The following is a 24,485-nucleotide window of genomic DNA, read 5'->3' as shown; positions in this document are numbered from 1 at the left end:
CCCGAATGGTATGGGCATTTCCCGGTTCGTATCGGGAGCTCCGCTCAAGAATCGGCCAGGGGGGTCAGTTCTCCCACGCCCGCGTCACGCCGTACGAGAGGGTCGGTGGACAGGGCGCGACCGCAACATCAGCAACAAGGGCACCGGAGTTGGTTGTGTCCGGCAGCGGCGCAGGCATCAGTATGGAGGGGGAACAGCAGGTGAGCACGACGGCCTCCACGACGGCCACCGGATTCGGGCGGACCGGCGGCGGGAACCCCCCTGAAAACCTTTCCGGACGCGGTTCGGGTACCGGCACCGGCACGGCCTTCGGCTTCTGCCGGGTCACCATCGTCGCGCCCGACAGCCGCATCGACGTGGCGCTGCCCGATGACGTCCCGGTCGCCGACATCTACCCCGAGGTCCTGCGGCTCTCCCGGCAGGGGCCGGCCGAGGGCGCTCCGGTCGGCTACCACCTCGTACGCCGCGACGGCACCGTCCTCGACAGTGCCCGCACCTTCGCTGCCCAGCACATCCTCGACGGCGAACTCCTCACACTGCGCCCGTTCTCCGAATCGCTGCCACCCGCCGTCTTCGACGACGTGTCCGAGGTCGTCGCGTCCGCGGTGACCCGTGACCACCTGCTCTGGACCGGTGATCTGACGCGCAAAGCCGGACTCGTCGGCGGGACCGTACTGTCGGCCCTGCTCGCCTACGTGGCCTGGGCAGCGGCCCCACACCACGACACACATGGACTGCCGGGCATCCTCGCCGCCGTGACGGGCGTACTGCTGCTCACCCTCGCGGGGGTCCGCGCGCGGGTGTACGACGACCGGGCCTCGGCCCTCGCCCTCGGGCTCGGCGCGCTGCCGAACGTGGCAGTGGCGGGCGCCGGACTGCTCCCGGTGGCCGAGGGACAAGGTGTAGGCAGGCTCCAGTTCCTGCTGGCCTGTGCCGCCGTTCTGACGGCATCCGTGATCCTCGGGCTGCTCTCACCACGCGGTGACGGCCCGTTCGTCGCGTTTGGCTTCGCCTCCGCGACGGGACTGGCCGCGACGTTCCTGGCGGCGCTGTGGCAGCTGACGCCCGTCGAGACCGCTGCCCTGTGCGCGCCGCTCGCGGTGGGGGCACTCGCCTTCCTGCCCGGGCTGTCCATGCGTTTCGCGCGGCTGCCCATCGGCTTCGAACCGCCGCTCGGCACGCGGGGCGGCTACGGAACGGACCCTGCCCCGCAGGAGCCCGTCGATGCCGAGCGCATCGTGGCCCAGGCCCGGCGTGGTCAGGAACTTCTGGTCGGGCTCGTCGGCGGTTGCGCACTCGTGGCGATCGGGTCCGGCGTGGTGCTCGCCTTCGCCGACGACACATGGGGACAGGTCCTGGCCTTGGCCACGGGGATCGCGATGTTGATGCGAGCGCACCTGTTCCGCTACACCGCCCAGGTCGCCGCCGTACTGGCCGCCGGTCTGATGACCCTCGTCCTGCTCGGCGTCGGACTCTGCCTCGCCCTGCCCGTGGCCTCGGCCGGTGACAGCGCGGAACTCGACCTGCGGACCATCTGGCTCGTCGCGGCGATCGCGGCGGCGGCTGCGCTGGTCACCGGTGTCGGCCTCATCGCCTCGCGCACCGGGGTGACTCCGTTCTGGGGCCGCTTCCTGGAGATCGCCGAGGCCTTCGTCCTGCTCACTCTGGTGCCGCTGACGCTCGCGGTCTTCGACGTGTACGCCGAGGCCCGGGCCATGACGAGCTGACCTTCGCCGCGTCCCCCCAACCCATTCGTCCCTGCGCAGAAAGGCTCTATCAGCGTGAGCTTCGGCCCGCCCCCGTCCCCTTTCACCCAGTCCATGCTGGCGGCAGCCGAGGGAAGGAAGCGCCGCACGGCGCTCGTCATCGGCGTGCTGCTCGCGCTGACCGCGGCGCTGTGCGCGGGTGGCTGGGTCCTGTGGGGGAGGGGCGGCGGCACCTCGTCGAATGAGCACGCGGACCGGGTCCAGCCCGCCGATGCCATCAGGGAGACAGTGGAGACGCCTCCCAGGACTCCTGAGGGCGGCACTGCCGCCGAGTACGTGGACAAGACCATCAAGGAAGGCCAGACCGCCTCGGCGAAGGGCACCTGGGCGACGGAGAAGATCGTCGCGAAGGCCATCGTGAACGTCGTCAAGGGCTTCAGGATCGGAGACTCCGAGGAGGTCTGGCAGCTCAAGTTCCCGGGCCCTGTCTGCGCGGTGACGCGCCACGTCAGCGTGGACGGCAGAACGGCCGTTGCCTACTCGGGGGAGCGGCCCAAGAAGGCCGACACGGGTGCCGGAGCCACGTGCGACCGAATCGCGGTGTTCGACATCGACACGGGCAGAAAGGTCTGGGACAAGAAACTGCCCGGTGAGAGCGCTCTGGCGATGGGCGTCAACGTGACGATGACACGGGGGACTGTCGTCGCGGTCTCGGGGCAGGCCTCGGTGGCGTACGACATGACCAGTGGACGGCGGCTGTGGACCGACACCGCGGTCACGCAGTGCGCCGACACGGGCTACGCCGGAGGCCGGGGCCTGATCGCCCTCGTCCGGTGCGGTGACTCCGCGGACCCCGAGTTCCGGATCCAGAAGGTCGCCCCGCGTACGGGAAAGACCCTGTGGACGTACAAGGTCGCCGCGTCGATCAAGGGGGTCCACCTGGCCTCCTCGTCACCGCCCGTCATCGCGGTCGCGGCCGGGAACCTGAGGTCGACCAACCTGATCGCCCTCAGCGACGACAAGGGCAGACAGCGCGGCACCATCCGGCTCGAGGGCGATCGCTACGTACACAGCTGCGACGAAACCTTCAGCGCCGAGGTGGAGCGCTGCACCGGGGTGGTCGTAGGGAAGCGCCAGCTCTTCATGGCGACGAAGCCGCGAGACTTCTCTCCGGAGACGTCACGCGGGCTGGTGGCCAATGAGATCGTCTCCTTTGACCTGGCGACCGGGAACACCGTACGCAAATTCGATGCCAAGCCCGGCCGCCCGATGTTCCCCCTGCGGATGAGCGGCGACCGGGTGATCGCTTACCGGGAGGGAGGGAGCGCGCCTTCCGCAGCCGTCAGCCTGGATCCGGACTCGGGTGAGGAGTCCATCCTGTTGCTCTTCGGGGAGAGCGAGGCCCCGACGATGGACGGTCTGGAGCCGCCGGACGTCGTCTACGAGCGTGGCCGCATCTTCCTCGCCACGACGAGTGTCACGAGGCCCAAGGGCGACGGGCCTCAGCAGTGGGTGATGAGAGGCTTCGAGAGCAGCCGCTGACCGCCGCTCCGGGGCCGTCACGCCGGCTGGTAACCTGTGTAACGACCGTCAGTCTGCATACCCCCGGATCCCGCAGGGATCAGGACGGGAAACGCAGGGACCCGGACCCGCGAGGGCCCGCCCGACGGCTCATCCCGGCCTCCCGAGTCACGGAAGCCCCCCTGAGATGTAGACCAGGGGCACTCGGAGGCACTCGAAGACATCACGAGGAGTACGCGTGTCGCTCGACGCCGCTACGAAGAAGCAGATCATGACCGAGTTCGGCCAGAAGGAGGGCGACACCGGCTCCCCCGAGGTTCAGGTGGCGCTGCTCTCTCGCCGCATCTCCGACCTGACCGAGCACCTCAAGACCCACAAGCACGACCACCACTCGCGTCGTGGTCTGCTGATCCTGGTCGGTCAGCGTCGCCGCCTGCTGCAGTACCTGGCCAAGAAGGACATCCAGCGCTTCCGTGCGCTGGTCGAGCGCCTGGGCATCCGCCGCGGCGCGGCGGGCGCCAAGTAAGACGGCGTGAAGGGAGCGGTTCCCACTCGAAGCACTCGAAGGGGGCCGCTCCCTTTGCTGTACATGCGCAGTGTCACCGACGCTTTGTAGTCTGGTGACATACGCACGTCCCCGGGGCAGGACAATCCCGGGGGCGGCGAGAACGACGTAAGAACGAAAACCCCCACGAGGGAGAGGCGCACCAGCCGCCGCCGGTCCTCGGTAGTGGCCCCCGGGAGACATCCCCGGGTGCTTCGATCGAAGACCGGCCCGCAACGACGGCGCGCTTCTCCACACCGTCCCGGCGGACGCGCACGACGCGCGGACGCAGACGAACGGGACACCGCCCGGGTCCACACGGGATCCAGGCGGGACGACGACACGTAGACACGTAGACACGTAGGAGAACAGTGGAGAACGAGACCCACTACGCCGAGGCTGTTATCGACAACGGCACGTTCGGCACCCGCACCATCCGCTTCGAGACGGGCCGCCTCGCCAAGCAGGCCGCCGGCTCCGCCGTGGCGTACCTGGACGACGACACCATGGTGCTGTCGGCCACCTCCGCTTCCAAGCGGCCCAAGGACCAGCTCGACTTCTTCCCCCTGACGGTGGACGTCGAGGAGCGGCAGTACGCCGCCGGCAAGATCCCCGGTTCGTTCTTCCGTCGTGAGGGGCGCCCCTCCGAGGACGCGGTCCTGACCTGCCGCCTGATCGACCGCCCGCTGCGTCCTTCCTTCAAGAAGGGCCTGCGCAACGAGATCCAGATCGTCGAGACGATCATGGCGCTCAACCCCGACCACCTGTACGACGTGGTCGCGATCAACGCCGCCTCCTGCTCCACGCAGCTGGCCGGCCTGCCCTTCTCGGGCCCGATCGGCGGCACCCGCGTGGCGCTCATCAAGGGCCAGTGGGTCGCCTTCCCGACGCACACCGAGCTCGAGGACGCCGTCTTCGACATGGTCGTCGCCGGTCGCGTCCTGGAGGACGGCGATGTCGCGATCATGATGGTCGAGGCCGAGGCCACCGAGAAGACCATCCAGCTCGTCAAGGACGGCGCCGAGGCGCCGACCGAAGAGGTCGTGGCCGCCGGTCTCGAGGCCGCGAAGCCCTTCATCAAGGTCCTCTGCAAGGCCCAGTCGGACCTCGCCGCCAAGGCCGCCAAGCCCACCGGCGAGTTCCCGGTCTTCCTGGACTACGAGGACGACGTCCTCGAGGCCCTGACCTCCGCGGTCAAGACCGAGCTCGCCCAGGCGCTCACCATCGCCGGCAAGCAGGAGCGCGAGGCCGAGCTGGACCGCGTCAAGGAGATCGCCTCCGAGAAGCTGCTCCCGCAGTTCGAGGGCCGCGAGAAGGAGATCTCCGGTGCCTACCGCGCGCTGACCAAGAAGCTCGTCCGCGAGCGCATCATCAAGGACAAGGTCCGCATCGACGGCCGCGGCGTCACGGACATCCGTACGCTGGCCGCCGAGGTCGAGGCCATCCCGCGCGTGCACGGCTCGGCGCTGTTCGAGCGTGGCGAGACCCAGATCCTGGGCGTCACCACCCTCAACATGCTCCGCATGGAGCAGCAGCTCGACACCCTCTCCCCGGTGACGCGCAAGCGCTACATGCACAACTACAACTTCCCGCCGTACTCGGTCGGCGAGACCGGCCGCGTCGGTTCGCCGAAGCGCCGCGAGATCGGCCACGGCGCGCTCGCCGAGCGCGCGATCGTGCCGGTGCTCCCCTCGCGCGAGGAGTTCCCGTACGCGATCCGTCAGGTCTCCGAGGCCCTCGGTTCCAACGGCTCGACGTCCATGGGCTCGGTCTGCGCCTCGACGATGTCGCTGCTGAACGCCGGTGTGCCGCTGAAGGCCGCCGTCGCCGGCATCGCCATGGGTCTGATCTCCCAGGAGATCGACGGCCAGACGCACTACGTCGCCCTCACCGACATCCTCGGTGCGGAGGACGCGTTCGGTGACATGGACTTCAAGGTCGCCGGTACGAAGCAGTTCGTGACCGCGCTGCAGCTCGACACCAAGCTCGACGGCATCCCCGCCTCGGTCCTGGCCGCCGCGCTGAAGCAGGCCCGTGACGCGCGTCTGCACATCCTCGACGTGATGAACGAGGCGATCGACGTTCCGGACGAGATGTCCCCGAACGCGCCGCGCATCATCACGGTCAAGATCCCGGTGGACAAGATCGGTGAGGTCATCGGCCCCAAGGGCAAGATGATCAACCAGATCCAGGAGGACACCGGCGCCGACATCACGATCGAGGACGACGGCACCATCTACATCGGTGCCGCCGACGGTCCGGCCGCCGAGGCCGCCCGCGCCACGATCAACGGCATCGCCAACCCGACCATGCCGGAGGTCGGCGAGCGCTACCTGGGCACCGTCGTGAAGACGACGACCTTCGGTGCGTTCGTCTCCCTGCTCCCGGGCAAGGACGGTCTGCTGCACATCTCGCAGATCCGCAAGCTCGCCGGCGGCAAGCGCGTGGAGAACGTCGAGGACGTCCTCGGTGTGGGCCAGAAGGTCCAGGTCGAGATCGCCGAGATCGACTCCCGCGGCAAGCTCTCCCTCATCCCCGTCATCGAGGGTGAAGAGGACGACGACAAGAAGGACGACACCGACAAGTGACGTCGCGTAGCACCACGACGACGGCCCGCACCTCTTCGGAGGCGCGGGCCGTCGCCCGTACCCAAACCCTCATCAAGGGCGAGAACGGCATCGGCACCGTCCGCAGGACGACCCTCCCCGGCGGCCTGCGCGTCGTCACGGAGACCCTGCCGTCCGTGCGCTCGGCCACCTTCGGCATCTGGGCCAACGTCGGTTCGCGCGACGAAACGCCCTCCCTGAACGGCGCCACGCACTACCTGGAGCACCTCCTCTTCAAGGGCACCAAGAAGCGCAGTGCTCTCGACATCTCGGCCGCGCTCGACGCGGTCGGCGGCGAGATGAACGCCTTCACGGCGAAGGAGTACACGTGCTACTACGCGCGCGTGCTCGACACCGACCTGCCCCTGGCCATCGACGTCGTCTGCGACATGCTGACGGGCTCCCTCATCCTCCAGGAGGACGTCGACGCCGAGCGCGGCGTCATCCTCGAAGAGATCGCGATGACCGAGGACGACCCGGGCGACTGTGTGCACGACCTGTTCGCGCACACGATGCTCGGTGACACACCCCTGGGCCGCCCGGTCCTGGGCACGGTCGACACGATCAACGCCCTCAACGCGGACCGCATCCGCCGCTTCTACAAGAAGCACTACGACCCGACGCGCCTGGTGGTCGCGGCCGCCGGAAACGTGGATCACAACAAGGTCGTACGCCAGGTCCGTGCCGCCTTCGAGAAGGCCGGCGCGCTCCGGAACACCGACGCGACCCCGATGATCCCGCGCCAAGGGTCCCGCACCCTGCGCACCTCCGGCCGCGTCGAGGTCGTCAACCGCAAGACCGAGCAGGCCCACGTCATCCTCGGCATGCCGGGCCTGGCCCGCACCGACGACCGCCGCTGGGCCCTGGGCGTGCTGAACACGGCTCTGGGCGGCGGCATGTCGTCCCGCCTCTTCCAGGAGGTGCGGGAGAAGCGCGGCCTGGCCTACAGCGTGTACTCGTACACGTCGGGCTTCGCCGACACCGGACTCTTCGGTGTGTACGCGGGCTGCCGCCCCAGTCAGGTGCACGACGTCCTGAAGATCTGCCGCGACGAGCTCGACCAGGTCGCCGAGCACGGTCTGACGGACGACGAGATCGGCCGCGCCATCGGCCAGCTCGCGGGCTCCACCGTCCTCGGCCTTGAGGACACCGGCGCCCTGATGAACCGCATCGGCAAGAGCGAGCTCTGCTGGGGCGAGCACATGTCGGTCGACGACATGCTGGCCAGGATCTCCGCGGTCACCCCCGACGAGGTGCGCGAAGTGGCCCGCGACGTGCTCGGCCACCGCCCGTCCCTGTCGGCCATCGGCCCGCTCAAGGACAAGCAGGCGGCCCGCCTCCACGAAGCGGTCGCCTAGTTTCCGTACGGGCCCCACCTCTCGACACCTCTCGAAGGAATGAAGGACATGAGCAAGCTGCGCGTGGCGGTCATCGGCGCCAAGGGCCGTATCGGCTCCGAGGCCGTGAAGGCCGTCGAGGCCGCCGAGGACATGGAGCTGGTCGCCGCCCTCGGCCGGGGCGACAAGCTGGAGTCGCTGACCGAGGCGGGCGCCCAGGTCGTGGTCGAGCTGACCCATCCCGACGCGGTGATGGACAACCTCGACTTCTGCGTACGCCACGGCATGCACGCCGTCGTCGGTACGACGGGCTGGACCGAGGAGCGCCTCGCGCAGCTGCGCACGTCGCTGGCCGCGTCCCCGGAGACGGGCGTGCTCATCGCCCCGAACTTCTCCATCGGCGCGGTCCTCACGATGAAGTTCGCGCAGATCGCGGCGCCGTACTTCGAGTCCGTCGAGGTCATCGAGCTCCACCACCCGAACAAGGCGGACGCCCCCAGCGGCACCGCCACGCGCACCGCCCAGCTCATCGCCGAGGCACGCGGGGCGGCGGGCAGCGCCCCGCAGCCCGACGCCACGACGACGGCCCTGGACGGCGCCCGCGGCGCGGACGTCGACGGCGTGCCGGTGCACTCCGTGCGTCTGCGCGGCCTCCTCGCCCACCAGGAGGTCCTGCTGGGCGGCGAGGGGGAGACCCTGACCGTGCGCCACGACTCGCTGCACCACAGCAGCTTCATGCCGGGCATCCTGCTCGGCGCGCGCCGCGTGGTGAGCACTCCGGGCCTCACGTTCGGCCTGGAACACTTCCTGGATCTCGGCTGACCCGAGAGCTGCCCGCGAGCTGAAGGACAGCTGAGAGACATGCGCGCGAAGATCACTTACGCCGTCACGGCTGCCGTCCTGGTCGTCTACTTCGTCCTGGTCGGCAGCCGAGGCGTGCTCCTGATACAGCACGGCACCGCGCTCACCGTCACCTTCGGTGTCGCGGTGCTCATCCTGCCGTTCATCGGCATCTGGTTCCTCTGGAAGAACACCCAGTTCGTCCAGCGCGCCAACCGCCTCGCGGCCGAGCTGGAGGCCGAAGGCGGCCTTCCGGTGGACGAGTTGAAGCGCACCCCTGGGGGCCGCATCGACCGCGACTCCGCGGACGAGGTGTTCGCCCGCCGCAAGGCCGAGACCGAGGACGCGCCGGACGACTGGCGCTGCTGGTTCCGGCTGGCCGTCGCCTATCACGACGCCAGGGACACGCCCCGCGCGCGGAAGGCCATGCAGCGGGCCATCGCCCTGCACGCGGGCAAGCCGGTCAACGTCTGACGAGGTGTGACCGAACGGTGTGACCGAACGGTGTGACTAGGCGGTGGGCCGGTACTCGTCGGCCCACACCTCGATGGAGTCGGCCGCGCGGTTGAACGCCTCGTGCCGCGCCAGGAAGTCCGCGTTCCGGTCGGTCAGGAGCAGCTGCTGCGGCCCGGCCGGCTGCTGATCACGTCGTACGAGAACGAGCGCCTGGCCCTGGACCGTGCGGGGGAGTCCCAGCCAGCGCACCGGCTGCTGCGCGGTCCGTACGGCGGAGATCTGCCCCCACGCCAGCGTCTGCGTCGTCAGGAAGCCGACCTTGCGCAGCCCCTGGGCGCTGACCCAGGTGCCCATGCGCAGCAGTCGCAGGGCGCTGACGATGATGAGGACGGCGAGCCCCGCGCAGATGGCGGCGCCCGCCAGGGAGTCCGCGAACGCGATGATCACCGCGGCGAACAGGACGAACGAGGCGAGCAGCAGCAGGACGGCGCCCGCGCCCACGCGCCAGGGGCCCGGACGGTAGGGCCGGCGCCAGTGATCGCGGTCGTCGAAGGGCAGCGCGGCGTCGTCCGCCGCGTCGTCGAAAGCGCGGTCCGCGGTCAGGAAGGGCAGGGGCACGGGCTGATCCTCACTCAATCCACACATGGGCTGTGCCCGGTGAGGCTATCGAGCCGTGCCCCCTGCTACCACCCTTGGGGGTCCGGACGAGTCAGTGCCGGACGATCACGGTCGGCGCCGGTCAGCGATTGTCGGAGGCTTCCGACTTCTGCGTGTGCGCGGGCGACTGGTCGGCCGACATCGCGGGCATCCCGAAGAGCAGGGATCCCACAAGACCGGCCACGACGGTGAGGCCGATCAGCGTGCGGCTCGCGACCTGACTGGCCGACGCGCGCTCGCGGGGAGGGGGAGTGACGTTACTGCGGAACTTGTCGGCTTCGGCGATGAAGGCGAACGGGACGGGCTCTCGCCGACGGAACATGGGGTGCGCTTCTCCTCACGGGTCTCGAACGGAGCTGTGTGAGCTCTGTTACTTGGATAGACGCGTGAATCGCCCAAAAGGTGCCCTGTTTCGGCAAATTAGTCGAAGAATGTCGTGGCGGGTCACCGAACGGCGGATTGTCAGTGCCGGGCCATAGAGTGGGCGCCGCCCGAGTGATGCACATGGAAGGACCCCCGCCAGTGAGCGAGACCCCCACCGAAGACCTCAAGCCCAGCTTCCGCAGCGAGGTCACCGTCGAGCTGGTGAAGCACGCCGCCACCGACTCCGACGTCCTGTGGGCCGCCCGCGTCTCCACGGCGGGCGAGCAGTCCCTGGAGGAGCTCCAGAAGGACCCGGAGCGCTCCAAGGGCCTGATCAACTACCTGATGCGGGACCGCCACGGCAGCCCCTTCGAGCACAACTCGATGACGTTCTTCATCAGCGCCCCCATCTTCGTCTTCCGTGAGTTCATGCGACACCGCGTCGGCTGGTCGTACAACGAAGAGTCGGGTCGCTACAGGGAGCTCCAGCCGACGTTCTACATTCCCGACGCCTCCCGCAAGCTCGTCCAGGAGGGCCGCCCGGGAAAGTACGTCTTCGTGGAGGGCACCGAGGCCCAGCAGGAGCTCACGGGCCGCGTCATGGAGGACTCGTACCGCCAGGCGTACGAGGCGTACCAGGAGATGCTGGCCGCCGGTGTCGCCCGCGAGGTGGCCCGCTCGGTGCTCCCGGTCGGCCTCTTCTCCTCGATGTACGCGACGTGCAACGCGCGTTCGCTGATGCACTTCCTCGGCCTGCGCACGCAGCACGAGCTCGCCAAGGTCCCGTCCTTCCCGCAGCGGGAGATCGAGATGGTCGGCGAGAAGATGGAGCAGCAGTGGGCCGAGCTGATGCCCCTCACCCACGCGGCCTTCAACAAGAACGGACGAGTGGCGCCGTAAGGCACTGATGTGCGGGTGCACCGAGCGAAGTGTCCGGTTTGCGGCACTTCGTGAAGTTCATCTAGCCTGATCAAACGGACCCGGCACTGCTTGAACCCCCGAGCAGGCAGTGCCGGGCTCCACACTTGTCAGGTCCCCACACATCCCCCGAGGGGCGACCCCGCGCTGAGCAGCGAGTAGCGTGTTACCCATGGCTCCGACCTCCACTCCGCAGACCCCCTTCGGGAGGGTCCTCACCGCCATGGTCACGCCCTTTACGGCGGACGGCGCACTTGACCTCGACGGCGCGCAACAGCTCGCCGCCCACCTGGTGGACGCAGGCAATGACGGCCTGGTCATCAACGGCACCACCGGTGAGTCCCCGACCGTCAGTGACGCGGAGAAAAACGATCTCGTACGAGCCGTACTGGACGCCGTCGGAGACCGCGCCCACATCGTCGCGGGCGTCGGCACGAACGACACCCGCCACAGTCTCGAGCTCGCCCGCGCCGCCGAGCAGGCAGGCGCCCACGGCCTGCTGACCGTCACGCCCTACTACAACAAGCCCCCGCAAGAGGGCCTGTTCCGGCACTTCACCGCCATCGCCGACAGCACCGACCTGCCCGTCATGCTGTACGACATCCCGGGCCGCAGCGGCGTTCCGATCAACACGGAAACCCTCGTCCGGCTCGCCGAGCACCCCCGGATCGTCGCCAACAAGGACGCCAAGGGCGACCTCGGCCGCGCCAGCTGGGCCATCGCCCGCTCGGACCTGGCCTGGTACTCCGGCGACGACATGCTCAACCTTCCGCTCCTGTCCGTCGGCGCGTGCGGCTTCGTCTCCGTCGTCGGCCACGTCGTCACCCCCGAGCTGCGCGCCATGCTCGAGGCGCACCTCACCGGTGACGTACAGAAGGCCACGGAGATCCACCAGAAGCTGCTCCCTGTCTTCACCGGCATGTTCCGCACCCAGGGCGTGATCACCACCAAGGCGGCACTGGCCCTCCAGGGACGCCCCGCGGGCCCGCTCCGCCTCCCGATGGTGGAACTGTCACCCGACGAGACGGCCCAGCTCAAGATCGATCTCGCGGCCGGCGGGGTACAGCTGTAACCACAGACTTCACAACTGAATAAGCGAAACCCGCGGGCGCGTCCCAATCGAACAGCCGCCCGCACCCCACACAACAACTGCTACTGCACGAACGTCATGCGCGCCACGTGCCTTGGAGGTACGTGGCGCGTGTGGTGAGGAGAGTCTTTTGAGTCATCCGCATCCTGAACTCGGTGCTCCGCCGAAGCTCCCGAAGGGTGGCCTGCGGGTCACCCCGCTGGGCGGCCTCGGCGAGATCGGCCGCAACATGACCGTCTTCGAGTACAACGGTCGTCTGTTGATCGTCGACTGCGGAGTGCTCTTCCCTGAGGAGGAGCAGCCCGGAATCGACCTGATCCTGCCGGACTTCTCGTCCATCAGGGACCGCCTCGACGACATCGAGGGCATCGTGCTCACGCACGGGCACGAGGACCACATCGGTGGTGTCCCGTACCTCCTGCGCGAGAAGCCCGACATTCCGCTGATCGGCTCCAAGCTGACCCTCGCGCTGATCGAGGCGAAGCTCCAGGAACACCGCATCCGTCCGTACACGCTCGAGGTCGTCGAGGGCGACCGCGAGCACCTCGGCCCGTTCGACTGCGAGTTCGTCGCCGTCAACCACTCCATCCCGGACGCCCTGGCCGTCGCCGTCCGCACCCCCGCGGGCATGGTCGTCGCCACCGGCGACTTCAAGATGGACCAGCTCCCGATGGACGGCCGCCTGACCGACCTGCACGCGTTCGCGCGGCTGAGCGAGGAAGGCATCGACCTTCTCCTCTCCGACTCGACGAACGCCGAGGTCCCGGGCTTCGTGCCGCCCGAGCGCGACATCTCGAACGTGATCCGCGGTGTCTTCGCCGGCGCCCAGAAGCGGATCATCGTGGCGAGCTTCGCCAGCCACGTGCACCGCATCCAGCAGATCCTGGACGCCGCCCACGAGTACGGCCGCCGGGTCGCCTTCGTCGGCCGCTCGATGGTCCGCAACATGGGCATCGCCCGCGACCTGGGCTACCTGCGCGTGCCGCCGGGCCTGGTCGTCGACGTCAAGACGCTCGACGACCTGCCCGACAGCCAGGTCGTCCTCGTCTGCACGGGTTCGCAGGGAGAGCCCATGGCCGCGCTCTCCCGCATGGCCAACCGCGATCACCAGATCCGGATCGTCCAGGGCGACACGGTGATCCTGGCGTCGTCCCTCATCCCCGGCAACGAGAACGCGGTGTACCGCGTGATCAACGGCCTGACCCGCTGGGGAGCGAACGTCGTCCACAAGGGCAACGCGAAGGTGCACGTCTCCGGCCACGCGTCGGCCGGCGAGCTCCTGTACTTCTACAACATCTGCAAGCCCAAGAATCTGATGCCGGTCCACGGCGAATGGCGCCACCTGCGCGCCAACGCCGAGCTCGGCGCCCTCACCGGCGTCCCGCACGACCGCATCGTGATCGCCGAGGACGGCGTCGTCGTCGACCTCGTCGAGGGCAAGGCGAAGATCGTCGGCAAGGTCCAGGCGGGTTACGTCTACGTGGACGGCCTCTCCGTGGGCGATGTCGGCGAGCCGGCTCTGAAGGACCGCAAGATCCTCGGCGACGAGGGCATCATCTCGGTCTTCGTGGTGGTGGACTCCAGCACCGGCAAGATCACCAGCGGTCCGACCATCCAGGCGCGCGGCTCCGGCATCGAGGACTCGGCGTTCAGTGCCGTGATGCCGAAGATCCACGAAGTACTGGGCAAGTCGGCCCAGGACGGCGTCGTCGAACCCCACCAGCTGCAGCAGCTCATCCGCCGCACGCTGGGCAAATGGGTCTCGGACAACTACCGCCGACGGCCGATGATCCTGCCGGTGGTCGTCGAGGTCTGACCCTCACGACCGCAGTCAACTCCGGAGCGGGGCGCCTCGATTTGCATCGGGGCGCCCCGCTCCGTTAGGTTTACGGCTCCGCCAGCGAGGGAAGCCCCGAGCACTCACGTGCCTGGGACCGACCGAGCGGGGCGGGAAATCCGACTCAGAACTTCTGATAAAGTCGGAGCCGCCGGAAAGGGAAACGCGAAAGCCGAAAGGCCGGAGCGGGAACCGGAAAGGCGCCGAGGAAATCGGACACGAAAGAGTCTGATAGAGTCGGAAACGCAAGAACAAAAGAAACACCGAAGGGAAGCGCCCGGAGGAAAGCCCGAAAGGGTGAGTACAAAGGAAGCGTCCGTTCCTTGAGAACTCAACAGCGTGCCAAAAGTCAACGCCAGATATGTTGATAACCCCGGCTCACTTCGGTGAGTTGGAGGTTCCTTTGAAAAAACACAGCGAGGACGCTGTGAACGGACGGGATTATTCCTCCCGACCGTTCCGCTCTCGTGTGTGAGCACCGGATTACCGGTACACATTCACGGAGAGTTTGATCCTGGCTCAGGACGAACGCTGGCGGCGTGCTTAACACATGCAAGTCGAACGATGAAGCCCTTCGGGGTGGATTAGTGGCGAACGGGTGAGTAACACGTGGGCAATCTGCCCTTCACTCTGGGACAAGCCCTGGAAACGGGGTCTAATACCGGATAACACCTTCCCTCGCATGGGGGAAGGTTGAAAGCTCCGGCGGTGAAGGATGAGCCCGCGGCCTATCAGCTTGTTGGTGAGGTAGAAGCTCACCAAGGCGACGACGGGTAGCCGGCCTGAGAGGGCGACCGGCCACACTGGGACTGAGACACGGCCCAGACTCCTACGGGAGGCAGCAGTGGGGAATATTGCACAATGGGCGAAAGCCTGATGCAGCGACGCCGCGTGAGGGATGACGGCCTTCGGGTTGTAAACCTCTTTCAGCAGGGAAGAAGCGAAAGTGACGGTACCTGCAGAAGAAGCGCCGGCTAACTACGTGCCAGCAGCCGCGGTAATACGTAGGGCGCAAGCGTTGTCCGGAATTATTGGGCGTAAAGAGCTCGTAGGCGGCTTGTCACGTCGATTGTGAAAGCTCGGGGCTTAACCCCGAGTCTGCAGTCGATACGGGCTAGCTAGAGTGTGGTAGGGGAGATCGGAATTCCTGGTGTAGCGGTGAAATGCGCAGATATCAGGAGGAACACCGGTGGCGAAGGCGGATCTCTGGGCCATTACTGACGCTGAGGAGCGAAAGCGTGGGGAGCGAACAGGATTAGATACCCTGGTAGTCCACGCCGTAAACGGTGGGAACTAGGTGTTGGCGACATTCCACGTCGTCGGTGCCGCAGCTAACGCATTAAGTTCCCCGCCTGGGGAGTACGGCCGCAAGGCTAAAACTCAAAGGAATTGACGGGGGCCCGCACAAGCAGCGGAGCATGTGGCTTAATTCGACGCAACGCGAAGAACCTTACCAAGGCTTGACATACACCGGAAAGCATTAGAGATAGTGCCCCCCTTGTGGTCGGTGTACAGGTGGTGCATGGCTGTCGTCAGCTCGTGTCGTGAGATGTTGGGTTAAGTCCCGCAACGAGCGCAACCCTTGTTCTGTGTTGCCAGCATGCCCTTCGGGGTGATGGGGACTCACAGGAGACCGCCGGGGTCAACTCGGAGGAAGGTGGGGACGACGTCAAGTCATCATGCCCCTTATGTCTTGGGCTGCACACGTGCTACAATGGCCGATACAATGAGCTGCGATACCGTGAGGTGGAGCGAATCTCAAAAAGTCGGTCTCAGTTCGGATTGGGGTCTGCAACTCGACCCCATGAAGTTGGAGTTGCTAGTAATCGCAGATCAGCATTGCTGCGGTGAATACGTTCCCGGGCCTTGTACACACCGCCCGTCACGTCACGAAAGTCGGTAACACCCGAAGCCGGTGGCCCAACCCCTTGTGGGAGGGAGCTGTCGAAGGTGGGACTGGCGATTGGGACGAAGTCGTAACAAGGTAGCCGTACCGGAAGGTGCGGCTGGATCACCTCCTTTCTAAGGAGCACTTCTAAGCCAGGCTTGCTTGGTTCAGAGGCCACTACGTCGGCAAACGTTCGACGGTGGTTGCTCATGGGTGGAACGTTGACTACTCGGCACACTTGATCGTCTTCTCCTTCTAGTACTGCTCGTCAGAGCGTGGAGCGTTGAGGGAAGCGGTAAGGGTGTCGGGCACGCTGTTGGGTATCTGAAGGTACGGCCGGTTTTCGGCTGCCTTCAGTGCCGACCCCAGTGCACTCACTGGTTTCCAGTGGGGTGATGGGTGGTTGGTCGTTGTTTGAGAACTGCACAGTGGACGCGAGCATCTGTGGCCAAGTTTTTAAGGGCGCACGGTGGATGCCTTGGCACCAGGAACCGATGAAGGACGTGGGAGGCCACGATAGTCCCCGGGGAGTCGTCAACCAGGCTTTGATCCGGGGGTTTCCGAATGGGGAAACCCGGCAGTCGTCATGGGCTGTCACCCGCTGCTGAACACATAGGCAGTGTGGAGGGAACGCGGGGAAGTGAAACATCTCAGTACCCGCAGGAAGAGAAAACAACCGTGATTCCGGGAGTAGTGGCGAGCGAAACCGGATGAGGCCAAACCGTATGCGTGTGAGACCCGGCAGGGGTTGCGCATACGGGGTTGTGGGATCTCTCTTTTACAGTCTGCCGGCTGTGAGACGAGTCAGAAACCGTTGATGTAGACGAAGGACATGCGAAAGGTCCGGCGTAGAGGGTAAGACCCCCGTAGTCGAAACGTCAGCGGCTCGTTTGAGAGACACCCAAGTAGCACGGGGCCCGAGAAATCCCGTGTGAATCTGGCGGGACCACCCGTTAAGCCTAAATATTCCCTGGTGACCGATAGCGGATAGTACCGTGAGGGAATGGTGAAAAGTACCGCGGGAGCGGAGTGAAATAGTACCTGAAACCGTGTGCCTACAAGCCGTGGGAGCGTCGGGATGGAGCTTGCTCCATCCTCGTGACTGCGTGCCTTTTGAAGAATGAGCCTGCGAGTTTGCGGTGTGTTGCGAGGTTAACCCGTGTGGGGAAGCCGTAGCGAAAGCGAGTCCGAATAGGGCGACATAGTAGCGCGCTCAAGACCCGAAGCGGAGTGATCTAGCCATGGGCAGGTTGAAGCGGCTGTAAGAGGTCGTGGAGGACCGAACCCACCAGGGTTGAAAACCTGGGGGATGACCTGTGGTTAGGGGTGAAAGGCCAATCAAACTCCGTGATAGCTGGTTCTCCCCGAAATGCATTTAGGTGCAGCGTCGTGTGTTTCTTGCCGGAGGTAGAGCACTGGATAGGCGATGGGCCCTACCGGGTTACTGACCTTAGCCAAACTCCGAATGCCGGTAAGTGAGAGCACGGCAGTGAGACTGTGGGGGATAAGCTCCATGGTCGAGAGGGAAACAGCCCAGAGCATCGACTAAGGCCCCTAAGCGTACGCTAAGTGGGAAAGGATGTGGAGTCGCAGAGACAACCAGGAGGTTGGCTTAGAAGCAGCCACCCTTGAAAGAGTGCGTAATAGCTCACTGGTCTAGTGATTCCGCGCCGACAATGTAGCGGGGCTCAAGCGTACCGCCGAAGTCGTGTCATTCCAGCAATAAGCCCCAACGGGTGCTGGGATGGGTAGGGGAGCGTCGTGTGCCGGGTGAAGCTGCGCCGGAAGGCAGTGGTGGACGGTTCACGAGTGAGAATGCAGGCATGAGTAGCGATACATACGTGAGAAACGTGTGCGCCGATTGACTAAGGGTTCCTGGGTCAAGCTGATCTGCCCAGGGTAAGTCGGGACCTAAGGCGAGGCCGACAGGCGTAGTCGATGGATAACCGGTTGATATTCCGGTACCCGCTGTGAAGCGTCAAACATCGAGCCCATTAATGCTAAGGCCGTGAAGCCGTCCTGGAGCCTTCGGGCAAAGGGAAGTGGTGGAGCCGCTGACCCAAGGTGGTAGTAGGTGAGTGATGGGGTGACGCAGGAAGGTAGTCCAGCCCGGGCGGTGGTTGTCCCGGGGTAAGGGTGTAGGGCGCTGTCTAGGTAAATCCGGACAGCTTGTGCCTGAGACCTGATGCCGAGCCGATTGTGGTGAAGTGGATGATCCTATGCTGTCGAGAAAAGCCTCTAGCGAGTTTCATGGCGGCCCGTACCCTAAACCGACTCAGGTGGTCAGGTAGAGAATACCGAGGCGTTCGGGTGAACTATGGTTAAGGAACTCGGCAAAATGCCCCCGTAACTTCGGGAGAAGGGGGCCATTCCTGGTGATGAGTCTTGCACTCTGAGCTGGGGGTGGCCGCAGAGACCAGCGAGAAGCGACTGTTTACTAAAAACACAGGTCCGTGCGAAGCCGTAAGGCGATGTATACGGACTGACGCCTGCCCGGTGCTGGAACGTTAAGGGGACCGGTTAGTGCGCTTTCGGGCGTGCGAAGCTGAGAACTTAAGCGCCAGTAAACGGCGGTGGTAACTATAACCATCCTAAGGTAGCGAAATTCCTTGTCGGGTAAGTTCCGACCTGCACGAATGGCGTAACGACTTCTCGACTGTCTCAACCATAGGCCCGGTGAAATTGCACTACGAGTAAAGATGCTCGTTTCGCGCAGAAGGACGGAAAGACCCCGGGACCTTTACTACAGTTTGATATTGGTGTTCGGTTCGGCTTGTGTAGGATAGGTGGGAGACTTTGAAGCGGGCACGCCAGTGTTCGTGGAGTCAACGTTGAAATACCACTCTGGTCGTGCTGGATGTCTAACCTCGGTCCGTGATCCGGATCAGGGACAGTGTCTGATGGGTAGTTTAACTGGGGCGGTTGCCTCCCAAAGAGTAACGGAGGCGCCCAAAGGTTCCCTCAGCCTGGTTGGTAATCAGGTGTTGAGTGTAAGTGCACAAGGGAGCTTGACTGTGAGACCGACGGGTCGAGCAGGGACGAAAGTCGGGACTAGTGATCCGGCGGTGGCTTGTGGAAGCGCCGTCGCTCAACGGATAAAAGGTACCCCGGGGATAACAGGCTGATCTTCCCCAAGAGTCCATATCGACGGGATGGTTTGGCACCTCGATGTCGGCTCGTCGCATCCTGGGGCTGGAGTCGGTCCCAAGGGTTGGGCTGTTCGCCCATTAAAGCGGTACGCGAGCTGGGTTTAGAACGTCGTGAGACAGTTCGGTCCCTATCCTCTGTGCGCGTAGGAATATTGAGAAGGGCTGTCCCTAGTACGAGAGGACCGGGACGGACGAACCTCTGGTGTGCCAGTTGTCCTGCCAAGGGCATGGCTGGTTGGCTACGTTCGGAAAGGATAACCGCTGAAAGCATCTAAGCGGGAAGCCTGCTTCGAGATGAGTATTCCCACCCCCTTTGAGGGGTTAAGGCTCCCAGTAGACGACTGGGTTGATAGGCCAGATCTGGAAGCCCGGTAACGGGTGGAGGTGACTGGTACTAATAGGCCGAGGGCTTGTCCTCAGTTGCTCGCGTCCACTGTGTTGGTTCTGAAACCACGAACAACCCCATGCAAGGTCACGCATGGTGCGGTTGACAGTTTCATAGTGTTTCGGTGGTCATAGCGTGAGGGAAACGCCCGGTTACATTCCGAACCCGGAAGCTAAGCCTCACAGCGCCGATGGTACTGCAGGGGGGACCCTGTGGGAGAGTAGGACGCCGCCGAACTCCTTTTGATAAGAGCTGGTCCCTGAACTTCGGTTCAGGGACCAGCTCTTTTTTGTTTTCCGTCACTTGCCGTTCACGTTGTGCAGCCACGATCCGCTGTATGGGGACAGTTGCAATGTTGCGCGCCGCCGGCGTCGGTACCGGTGACGAAGTCGTCGTACCGGCCTACGGGAACACCGAGGTGGCCGAAGCCGTGATGCTCACCGGAGCGGTGCCCGTCTTCGCGGACATAGAGCCCACCACGTACTGCCTCGACCCCGACGCCGTCGCCGCCGCGGTCACTTCGCGCACGGCCGCCGTCGTCGTCGTGCACCGCTTCGGCAACCAGGCCGACGTACGGCGGCTGAGAGACGTAGGACAGCGGCACGGGCTGCTCGTCCTGGAGCAAGGGGAGTCCGAGACCCCGCGCGACGGGCTGTCGCTCCGACGGCAGCATGCCGCGTATCTCAGCGGGCGGCTCAACGGCGTCGTCACGCCCGACGGCGGTGATGGGCACAGCTACGAGCAGTACGTCGTGCGGGTGCCCGGGAACGGGCGGCCCGACCGGGACGCGTTCGCACGAGCCGTACGGGCCAAGGGCGTCGACTGCCGGGTGCCGGTGAAGACTCCCGTGCACCGCATGCCGCGGTTCTGGCGGGATGTGCGGCTGCCCGAGACCGAACGTGCCGCGGACGAGACGCTGGCGCTTCCCGTCGGGGCCTCCATGACGCGGCGTGAACTGCAGCGCGTCGTGTCCGCGTGCAATGCGCTGGGTGGGCTTCTGCAGCCGGCCTTCTGAGCCCTATCCGGCCTTCCTGATGTGGGACTTGAAGAACTCCCACATCAGGTCGGTCGCGTTGATGCCTGCCGTCGGGTCGGACATTCCGCCGCCCGCACCCTCCGGCCACGCGTGGCCCATGTCGGGCAGCCGGTAGACGATCACGTCCGACCCGTCGCGGCACTTGGCCTCGGTCTTCTTGACGTTGGTCTGCCGGACTCCGCGCGGGTTTCCCGTCGTGCAGGACAGCCGTTCCTGCCAGGTCCTGATGCCCTTGTCCATCGCGGGGAAGTACTGGTCCGCGCCGCCGAGGAACGTGATCACGGAGACCGGGGTCTTCGGTGTGTAGGAGGCCTTCTCGGCGTCCGCGCCGAGGAATCCGCCGCTGACCGGGGCTATGGCCGCGAACCTGTCGGGGAGTTCGACGGCTAGCTTGTACGTCATGTCGCCGCCGTTGGAGATGCCGGTGGCGTAGACGCGGTCCGGGTCGGCGTTCCAGGTGCGGGTCAGCCGCTGTGTGAGCGTACGGATGAATCCCACGTCGTCTTCCGTGCCGCAGCAGATCATCGCGTTGAAACCCTTGTTGAGGCCGTCCGGATAGGCGACGAGGAAGTTCTCGTCGTCCGCCTTCTTGTTGAGGCCGCTGATGGCTGCCGCGGCTCTGCCGTCGCCCGGATACGGGTGCATCGCGACGACGAGCGGGAGGTTCTTGGTGCGGGAGTAAGTGGGTGGGGCGTGGACTGTGTAGACGCGCTTCTCGCCTTTCCAGGAGAGCGTGACCTTCTGGTCTCCCGGGCGTGGGCTCTCCGCGCGCGGCCGCTTCTCGGTGGGTGTCCCGGTCGAGGCTTTGTCGGCTCCCGATCCGCAGGCAGCCAGGGAGAGGAACATGGCGGCGAGGGCCAGGGAACGGGCGTACCGCGCAGGCGTACCGCGTTGGCTCGGCATGGGCGCAGAGTGGCAGCGTCGGAAGGGGCGGTCCAGAGGAAGAAGCGGTTCGAGGCACCTTCGATTTCGGGTATGATCTATTCCGTTGCCGCGGGGAAAACCCCCGAAGGGCAGCAGGCCCCTATAGCTCAGTCGGTAGAGCGTCTCCATGGTAAGGAGAAGGTCAGCGGTTCGATTCCGCTTGGGGGCTCAAACAGGAAAGGCCTCCGCCCAGTTGGGCGGGGGCCTTTCGCGTATCCGGTGTGTCAGGAGTTTCCCGGAGGGGGCCGGGGCACCCTGCGGTGCCCCGGGGCGTCAGTCCTTCTGGAGGCCGGGAACCCGCATCGCGAGGATCGCCATGTCGTCCGACGGCGCGTCCGTCGCGAAGCGCTCCACCGCGCGCATGATGCGGGCCGCGACCGCTCCGGCCGTCAGGCCCGTGCAGGTCGTGAGGACGTCGGCCAGACCGTCGTCGCCGAGCATGCGCGTGCCCTCGCGGCGCTCCGTGACGCCGTCGGTGACACACAGCAGGACGTCACCCGGGTCGAGCGTCGCCGTCTGCTCGTACAGCTCCAGGTCGTCCATGACGCCGAGCAGGGGCTGCGGTTCCGCGTACGGCTCGACCGTGCCGTCCTGGCGCAGGCGCAGCGGCAGCGGATGGCCGGCGCACACGATCTTCAGGACCGCCGAGCCGTCCTCCTGGGGCCACAACTCGCCGTACAGGAGAGTGAGGAAGCGGCTGCGGGCTCCCTCGTCGAGGATCGCGGCGTTGAGGCGTTCGAGGACCGCGGGGCCGCCGAAGCCCTCACGGGCGAGCAGGCGCAGGGCGTGCCGGGCGAGGCCCGTGACGGCCGCGGCCTCCGGGCCCGTGCCGCAGACGTCGCCGATGGCGAAGCCGTACGCGCCGTCGCGGATGGGGAAGAGGTCGTAGAAGTCGCCGCCGACTTCGTTGCCCTCGCCGGCCGCGCGGTAGATGACGTCGACCTCGACGCCCGGCACCTGCGGCAGTCCCGGCGGCAGCAGGCTGCGCTGGAGGGACTGGCTGATGGCCATGCGCTCCGAGTAGAGGCGGGCGTTGTCGAGGGCGAGGGCCGCCCGGCGGGAGAGATCTTCGGCCAATTCCAGGATCTCCTGGCGGAAGTGCTCGTCGGCGGGCTTGCCGAGGGTGAGCATGCCGATGACGCGGTTGCGGGCGACCAGCGGGAGGACCACGGTCTCGCCGCCCACCGCCGAAGCGGTGGAGAGCGTCGTGCCGATGCCCGTGCCGAGGCCGGGCGGCTCGCCGAGGCCCAGGCTGCGCATGGACGTGCGCAGGGCGGCCTGGTGGGCGGCTTCCGAGGGAGCCGCCCAGACGCGGGCGCCGGGGGTGGGGACCGGGTCGGGCGGGGAGATCTTGGAGAGGAGGGCCTTGAGGCCGTCGATGCGCTCCTCGTCCTCGTGCAGAACGTACGAAAGATAGGGCTCGGCGGACTGGTCGGCGATCGTGTAGACCGCGCACCAAGTGGCGAGCGTGGGGACTGTCATCTGTGCCATGAGGGCCAGCGTCTGGTCGCGGTCGAGGGTGCCCGCCAGAAGGTCGGAGGCCTCGACGAGGAACGAGAGCGAACCGCGGCGGAGCCTCTCCAGCTCGCCGAGGCGGGCGGACTCCACGGCCAGGGCGATGCGGTCGGCGGCGAACTGTAGGCGCAGGGCCTCCTCGTTCGAGTACCGCCCGGAGGCCTCGGCGGCGACGCCGAGGGAGCCCGTGAGGCGGCCCTCCACCTTCAGCGGGACGGTGACGACGGAGCGCATGCCGGTGCCGGAGAGCAGGGGGACCGCGCCCGGCACCACCGTGAGGTCCTCGTGGACGGCCGGCATGCGGGCGGAGCCGTAGCGCCCCGGGGCCGACTCGACCTGGACGCGGGCGAAGCGCTGGCGGGCCGAGGGGAGGCCCGTGGAGGCGCGTACTTCGAGTTCGGTCTCGTCGTCGGTGGCCAGGAGCAGGAACGCCGCGTCGCCGTCGAGCATGTCGCGGGCGCGTTCGACGGTGCGCTGGAGCAGCCCGTCGAGGTCGTCGGGGGCGGGGGAGCCGATGAAGACCTCGAAGGGGTCCGCGGCGTGCGGCTCGCTGAGGGAGCCGGGCTCGGGGGCGGTGCCGCGCAGCGGGGTCTGGAGGACGGCGCGCTCGTCGTCGCGTACGAGGAGGCAGACCGTGGAGGGTTCGCCGTCGGCGTCGCGTACGCGCAGGTGCGAGGCGTAGACGGGGACGACTCGGCCGTGGGCGTTGCGGACGCCGTAGCTGCCCTCCCAGCGGGAGAGCTGGAGGGCCTCTGCGATGCCTGTGCTGGTGCCGGGGGTGTGGGGCCAGGCCGCGAGGTCGTTGAGGGGCTTGCCCATGACCTGCTCGGCCACGTACCCGAAGAGTTCCTCGGCGTCCTCGTTCCAGGCGGAGATGGCGCCCAGGCGGTCGATCTGGATGACGGCGACGCGGACTCTGCCGTCGGCGATGGGCAGCAGGTCGGCGGGGAGCGAGGGTCCCGCGGCGCGGGTGCCGACGGAGCGCTGGGGCAGGTCGAGCTGGAACCAGACCTGTTTGTGTGTGGGGGTGTAGTCGACGCCCCAGCGGGTGGCCAGCGCGGCGCAGAGCTGGAGGCCGCGGCCGCCCTCGCGGTCGGGGCTGCCCATGTTCACGGAGGACTGCTGGAGCGGGATCTCGCGTTCCGGATAGCGGTCGGAGACCTCGATGCGGACGGCGTCCTCGCTGCGCAGGCACTCGACGTCGGCGGCCGTGCCGGCGTGCACCACGGCGTTGGTGACCAGCTCGCTGGTGAGGACGACGGCGTCGTCGATGACGTCGGAGAACCCCCACCCCTGGAGGGTGTCGCGCACGAAGGAGCGGGCCGTCGCGACGGAACGTCCGACCGGCTCGAAGGTGGCAGCCGCGCGCGCGGTGATCACAGCACTCCTCGTACGAGTATCGACAGTATCGAGTGTGTCGACTGTATCGACGCCCAGTTCTCCCGAACCCATGGTGCGGCCGCCCCTCCGATGCCCGCTTGTTTCGTGTACCACCGCCCAGGCCGGGCAGGACCGGGGTGGTTGGACAGCCGGATGCAAGGTTACTTACCTTCGCCGTCCATGCTGATGCCGGTCGTCAGTGTTTCCGCCCGGAGGGTGTGCGGACGGTGTGCGAAGCTGCCGAACTGTTATGGCCTGGTTCGGCCATGGTGAAACACTGGGCAAGCTTCATGGAGACAGGTCAGAACAACCCGAGCAGTACCGGTCGACCCT

Annotated in this window: 15 protein-coding genes, 1 tRNA gene and 3 rRNA genes; 15 read left to right on the top strand and 4 right to left on the bottom strand. The window is 66.4% G+C overall.

Going from position 1 to position 24,485, the window contains the following annotated elements; all coding sequences use genetic code 11:
* Positions 1-200 precede the first annotated feature (200 nt).
* The 7 genes from eccD (at position 201) to DEJ48_RS10270 (ending at position 9,028) form a co-directional block, all read left to right on the top strand.
* On the top strand, positions 201-1,727 hold the full coding sequence (gene eccD / locus DEJ48_RS10300; RefSeq protein ID WP_223831987.1) for a type VII secretion integral membrane protein EccD: 1,527 nt from the start codon (positions 201-203) through the stop codon (positions 1,725-1,727).
* 93 nt (positions 1,728-1,820) lie between these two features.
* Entirely contained in the window at positions 1,821-3,248 is a 1,428-nt protein-coding gene (locus DEJ48_RS10295) for a PQQ-binding-like beta-propeller repeat protein (RefSeq protein ID WP_150215857.1), read from the top strand.
* A 217-nt stretch (positions 3,249-3,465) separates the two neighbouring features.
* The gene (gene rpsO, locus DEJ48_RS10290) at positions 3,466-3,753 is read left to right on the top strand and encodes a 30S ribosomal protein S15 (protein ID WP_055568703.1); all 288 of its coding nucleotides are present in this window, start codon (positions 3,466-3,468) and stop codon (positions 3,751-3,753) included.
* Between the two features lie 389 nt (positions 3,754-4,142).
* Complete coding sequence (locus tag DEJ48_RS10285) at positions 4,143-6,359, top strand: polyribonucleotide nucleotidyltransferase (RefSeq protein ID WP_150215856.1); 2,217 nt, start codon at positions 4,143-4,145, stop codon at positions 6,357-6,359.
* The gene (locus DEJ48_RS10280; RefSeq protein ID WP_150215855.1) at positions 6,356-7,735 is read left to right on the top strand and encodes a M16 family metallopeptidase; all 1,380 of its coding nucleotides are present in this window, start codon (positions 6,356-6,358) and stop codon (positions 7,733-7,735) included. Before DEJ48_RS10285 ends, DEJ48_RS10280 begins: the two co-directional genes overlap by 4 nt.
* 48 nt (positions 7,736-7,783) lie before the next feature.
* Positions 7,784-8,536, top strand: coding sequence for a 4-hydroxy-tetrahydrodipicolinate reductase (dapB, locus tag DEJ48_RS10275; RefSeq protein WP_150215854.1), 753 nt, complete (start codon positions 7,784-7,786; stop codon positions 8,534-8,536).
* Between the two features lie 39 nt (positions 8,537-8,575).
* Positions 8,576-9,028 carry a tetratricopeptide repeat protein gene (locus DEJ48_RS10270; protein ID WP_055531432.1) on the top strand — a complete coding sequence of 151 codons (453 nt, stop codon included), beginning with the start codon at positions 8,576-8,578 and terminating at the stop codon, positions 9,026-9,028.
* 36 nt (positions 9,029-9,064) lie between these two features.
* Here the strand turns inward: DEJ48_RS10270 and DEJ48_RS10265 are convergent, their stop codons facing one another.
* Together DEJ48_RS10265 and DEJ48_RS10260 are read right to left on the bottom strand one after the other, a co-directional pair.
* A complete protein-coding gene (locus DEJ48_RS10265) occupies positions 9,065-9,628 on the bottom strand; it encodes a hypothetical protein (protein ID WP_150215853.1) in 564 nt (187 codons plus the stop codon).
* A gap of 121 nt (positions 9,629-9,749) precedes the next feature.
* Positions 9,750-9,989, bottom strand: coding sequence for a hypothetical protein (locus DEJ48_RS10260; protein ID WP_150215852.1), 240 nt, complete (start codon positions 9,987-9,989; stop codon positions 9,750-9,752).
* A gap of 200 nt (positions 9,990-10,189) precedes the next feature.
* Here DEJ48_RS10260 and thyX point away from each other — a divergent pair, with 200 nt between their 5' ends.
* From thyX to DEJ48_RS10220, 7 genes are all read left to right on the top strand, one after another.
* Positions 10,190-10,930, top strand: coding sequence for an FAD-dependent thymidylate synthase (thyX, locus tag DEJ48_RS10255; RefSeq protein ID WP_150215851.1), 741 nt, complete (start codon positions 10,190-10,192; stop codon positions 10,928-10,930).
* A 190-nt stretch (positions 10,931-11,120) separates the two neighbouring features.
* On the top strand, positions 11,121-12,020 hold the full coding sequence (dapA, locus tag DEJ48_RS10250; RefSeq protein ID WP_150172901.1) for a 4-hydroxy-tetrahydrodipicolinate synthase: 900 nt from the start codon (positions 11,121-11,123) through the stop codon (positions 12,018-12,020).
* Positions 12,021-12,168: 148 nt separating this feature from the next.
* A complete protein-coding gene (locus DEJ48_RS10245) occupies positions 12,169-13,854 on the top strand; it encodes a ribonuclease J (RefSeq protein ID WP_150215850.1) in 1,686 nt (561 codons plus the stop codon).
* Positions 13,855-14,371: 517 nt separating this feature from the next.
* Positions 14,372-15,897: ribosomal RNA gene (locus tag DEJ48_RS10235) — 16S ribosomal RNA — on the top strand.
* 312 nt (positions 15,898-16,209) lie between these two features.
* A 23S ribosomal RNA gene (locus tag DEJ48_RS10230) occupies positions 16,210-19,330 on the top strand.
* A gap of 87 nt (positions 19,331-19,417) precedes the next feature.
* Positions 19,418-19,534 (top strand): 5S ribosomal RNA (gene rrf, locus DEJ48_RS10225).
* Together the 16S, 23S and 5S rRNA genes form the textbook arrangement of a ribosomal RNA operon.
* A 115-nt stretch (positions 19,535-19,649) precedes the next feature.
* Entirely contained in the window at positions 19,650-20,312 is a 663-nt protein-coding gene (locus tag DEJ48_RS10220) for a DegT/DnrJ/EryC1/StrS family aminotransferase (RefSeq protein ID WP_150221099.1), read from the top strand.
* Between the two features lie 3 nt (positions 20,313-20,315).
* Here DEJ48_RS10220 and DEJ48_RS10215 read toward each other — a convergent pair whose 3' ends face one another.
* Complete coding sequence (locus DEJ48_RS10215) at positions 20,316-21,236, bottom strand: alpha/beta hydrolase family esterase (protein ID WP_223831986.1); 921 nt, start codon at positions 21,234-21,236, stop codon at positions 20,316-20,318.
* 117 nt (positions 21,237-21,353) lie between these two features.
* On the opposite strand from DEJ48_RS10215, the gene DEJ48_RS10210 reads away from it, so the two are divergent.
* A tRNA-Thr gene (locus DEJ48_RS10210) sits at positions 21,354-21,426 on the top strand.
* Positions 21,427-21,530: 104 nt separating this feature from the next.
* On the opposite strand, the gene DEJ48_RS10205 is transcribed toward DEJ48_RS10210, so the two are convergent.
* Positions 21,531-24,152 (bottom strand): SpoIIE family protein phosphatase, encoded by a 2,622-nt coding sequence (locus DEJ48_RS10205; protein ID WP_150215849.1) that lies wholly within the window; start codon positions 24,150-24,152, stop codon positions 21,531-21,533.
* Positions 24,153-24,485 lie beyond the last annotated feature (333 nt).

The organism is Streptomyces venezuelae (genome assembly GCF_008642315.1).
GTDB lineage: Bacteria > Actinomycetota > Actinomycetes > Streptomycetales > Streptomycetaceae > Streptomyces > Streptomyces venezuelae_D.
The sequence above is the reverse complement of the archived record's forward strand: the minus strand, read 5'-3'. Positions and strand labels throughout refer to the sequence as shown.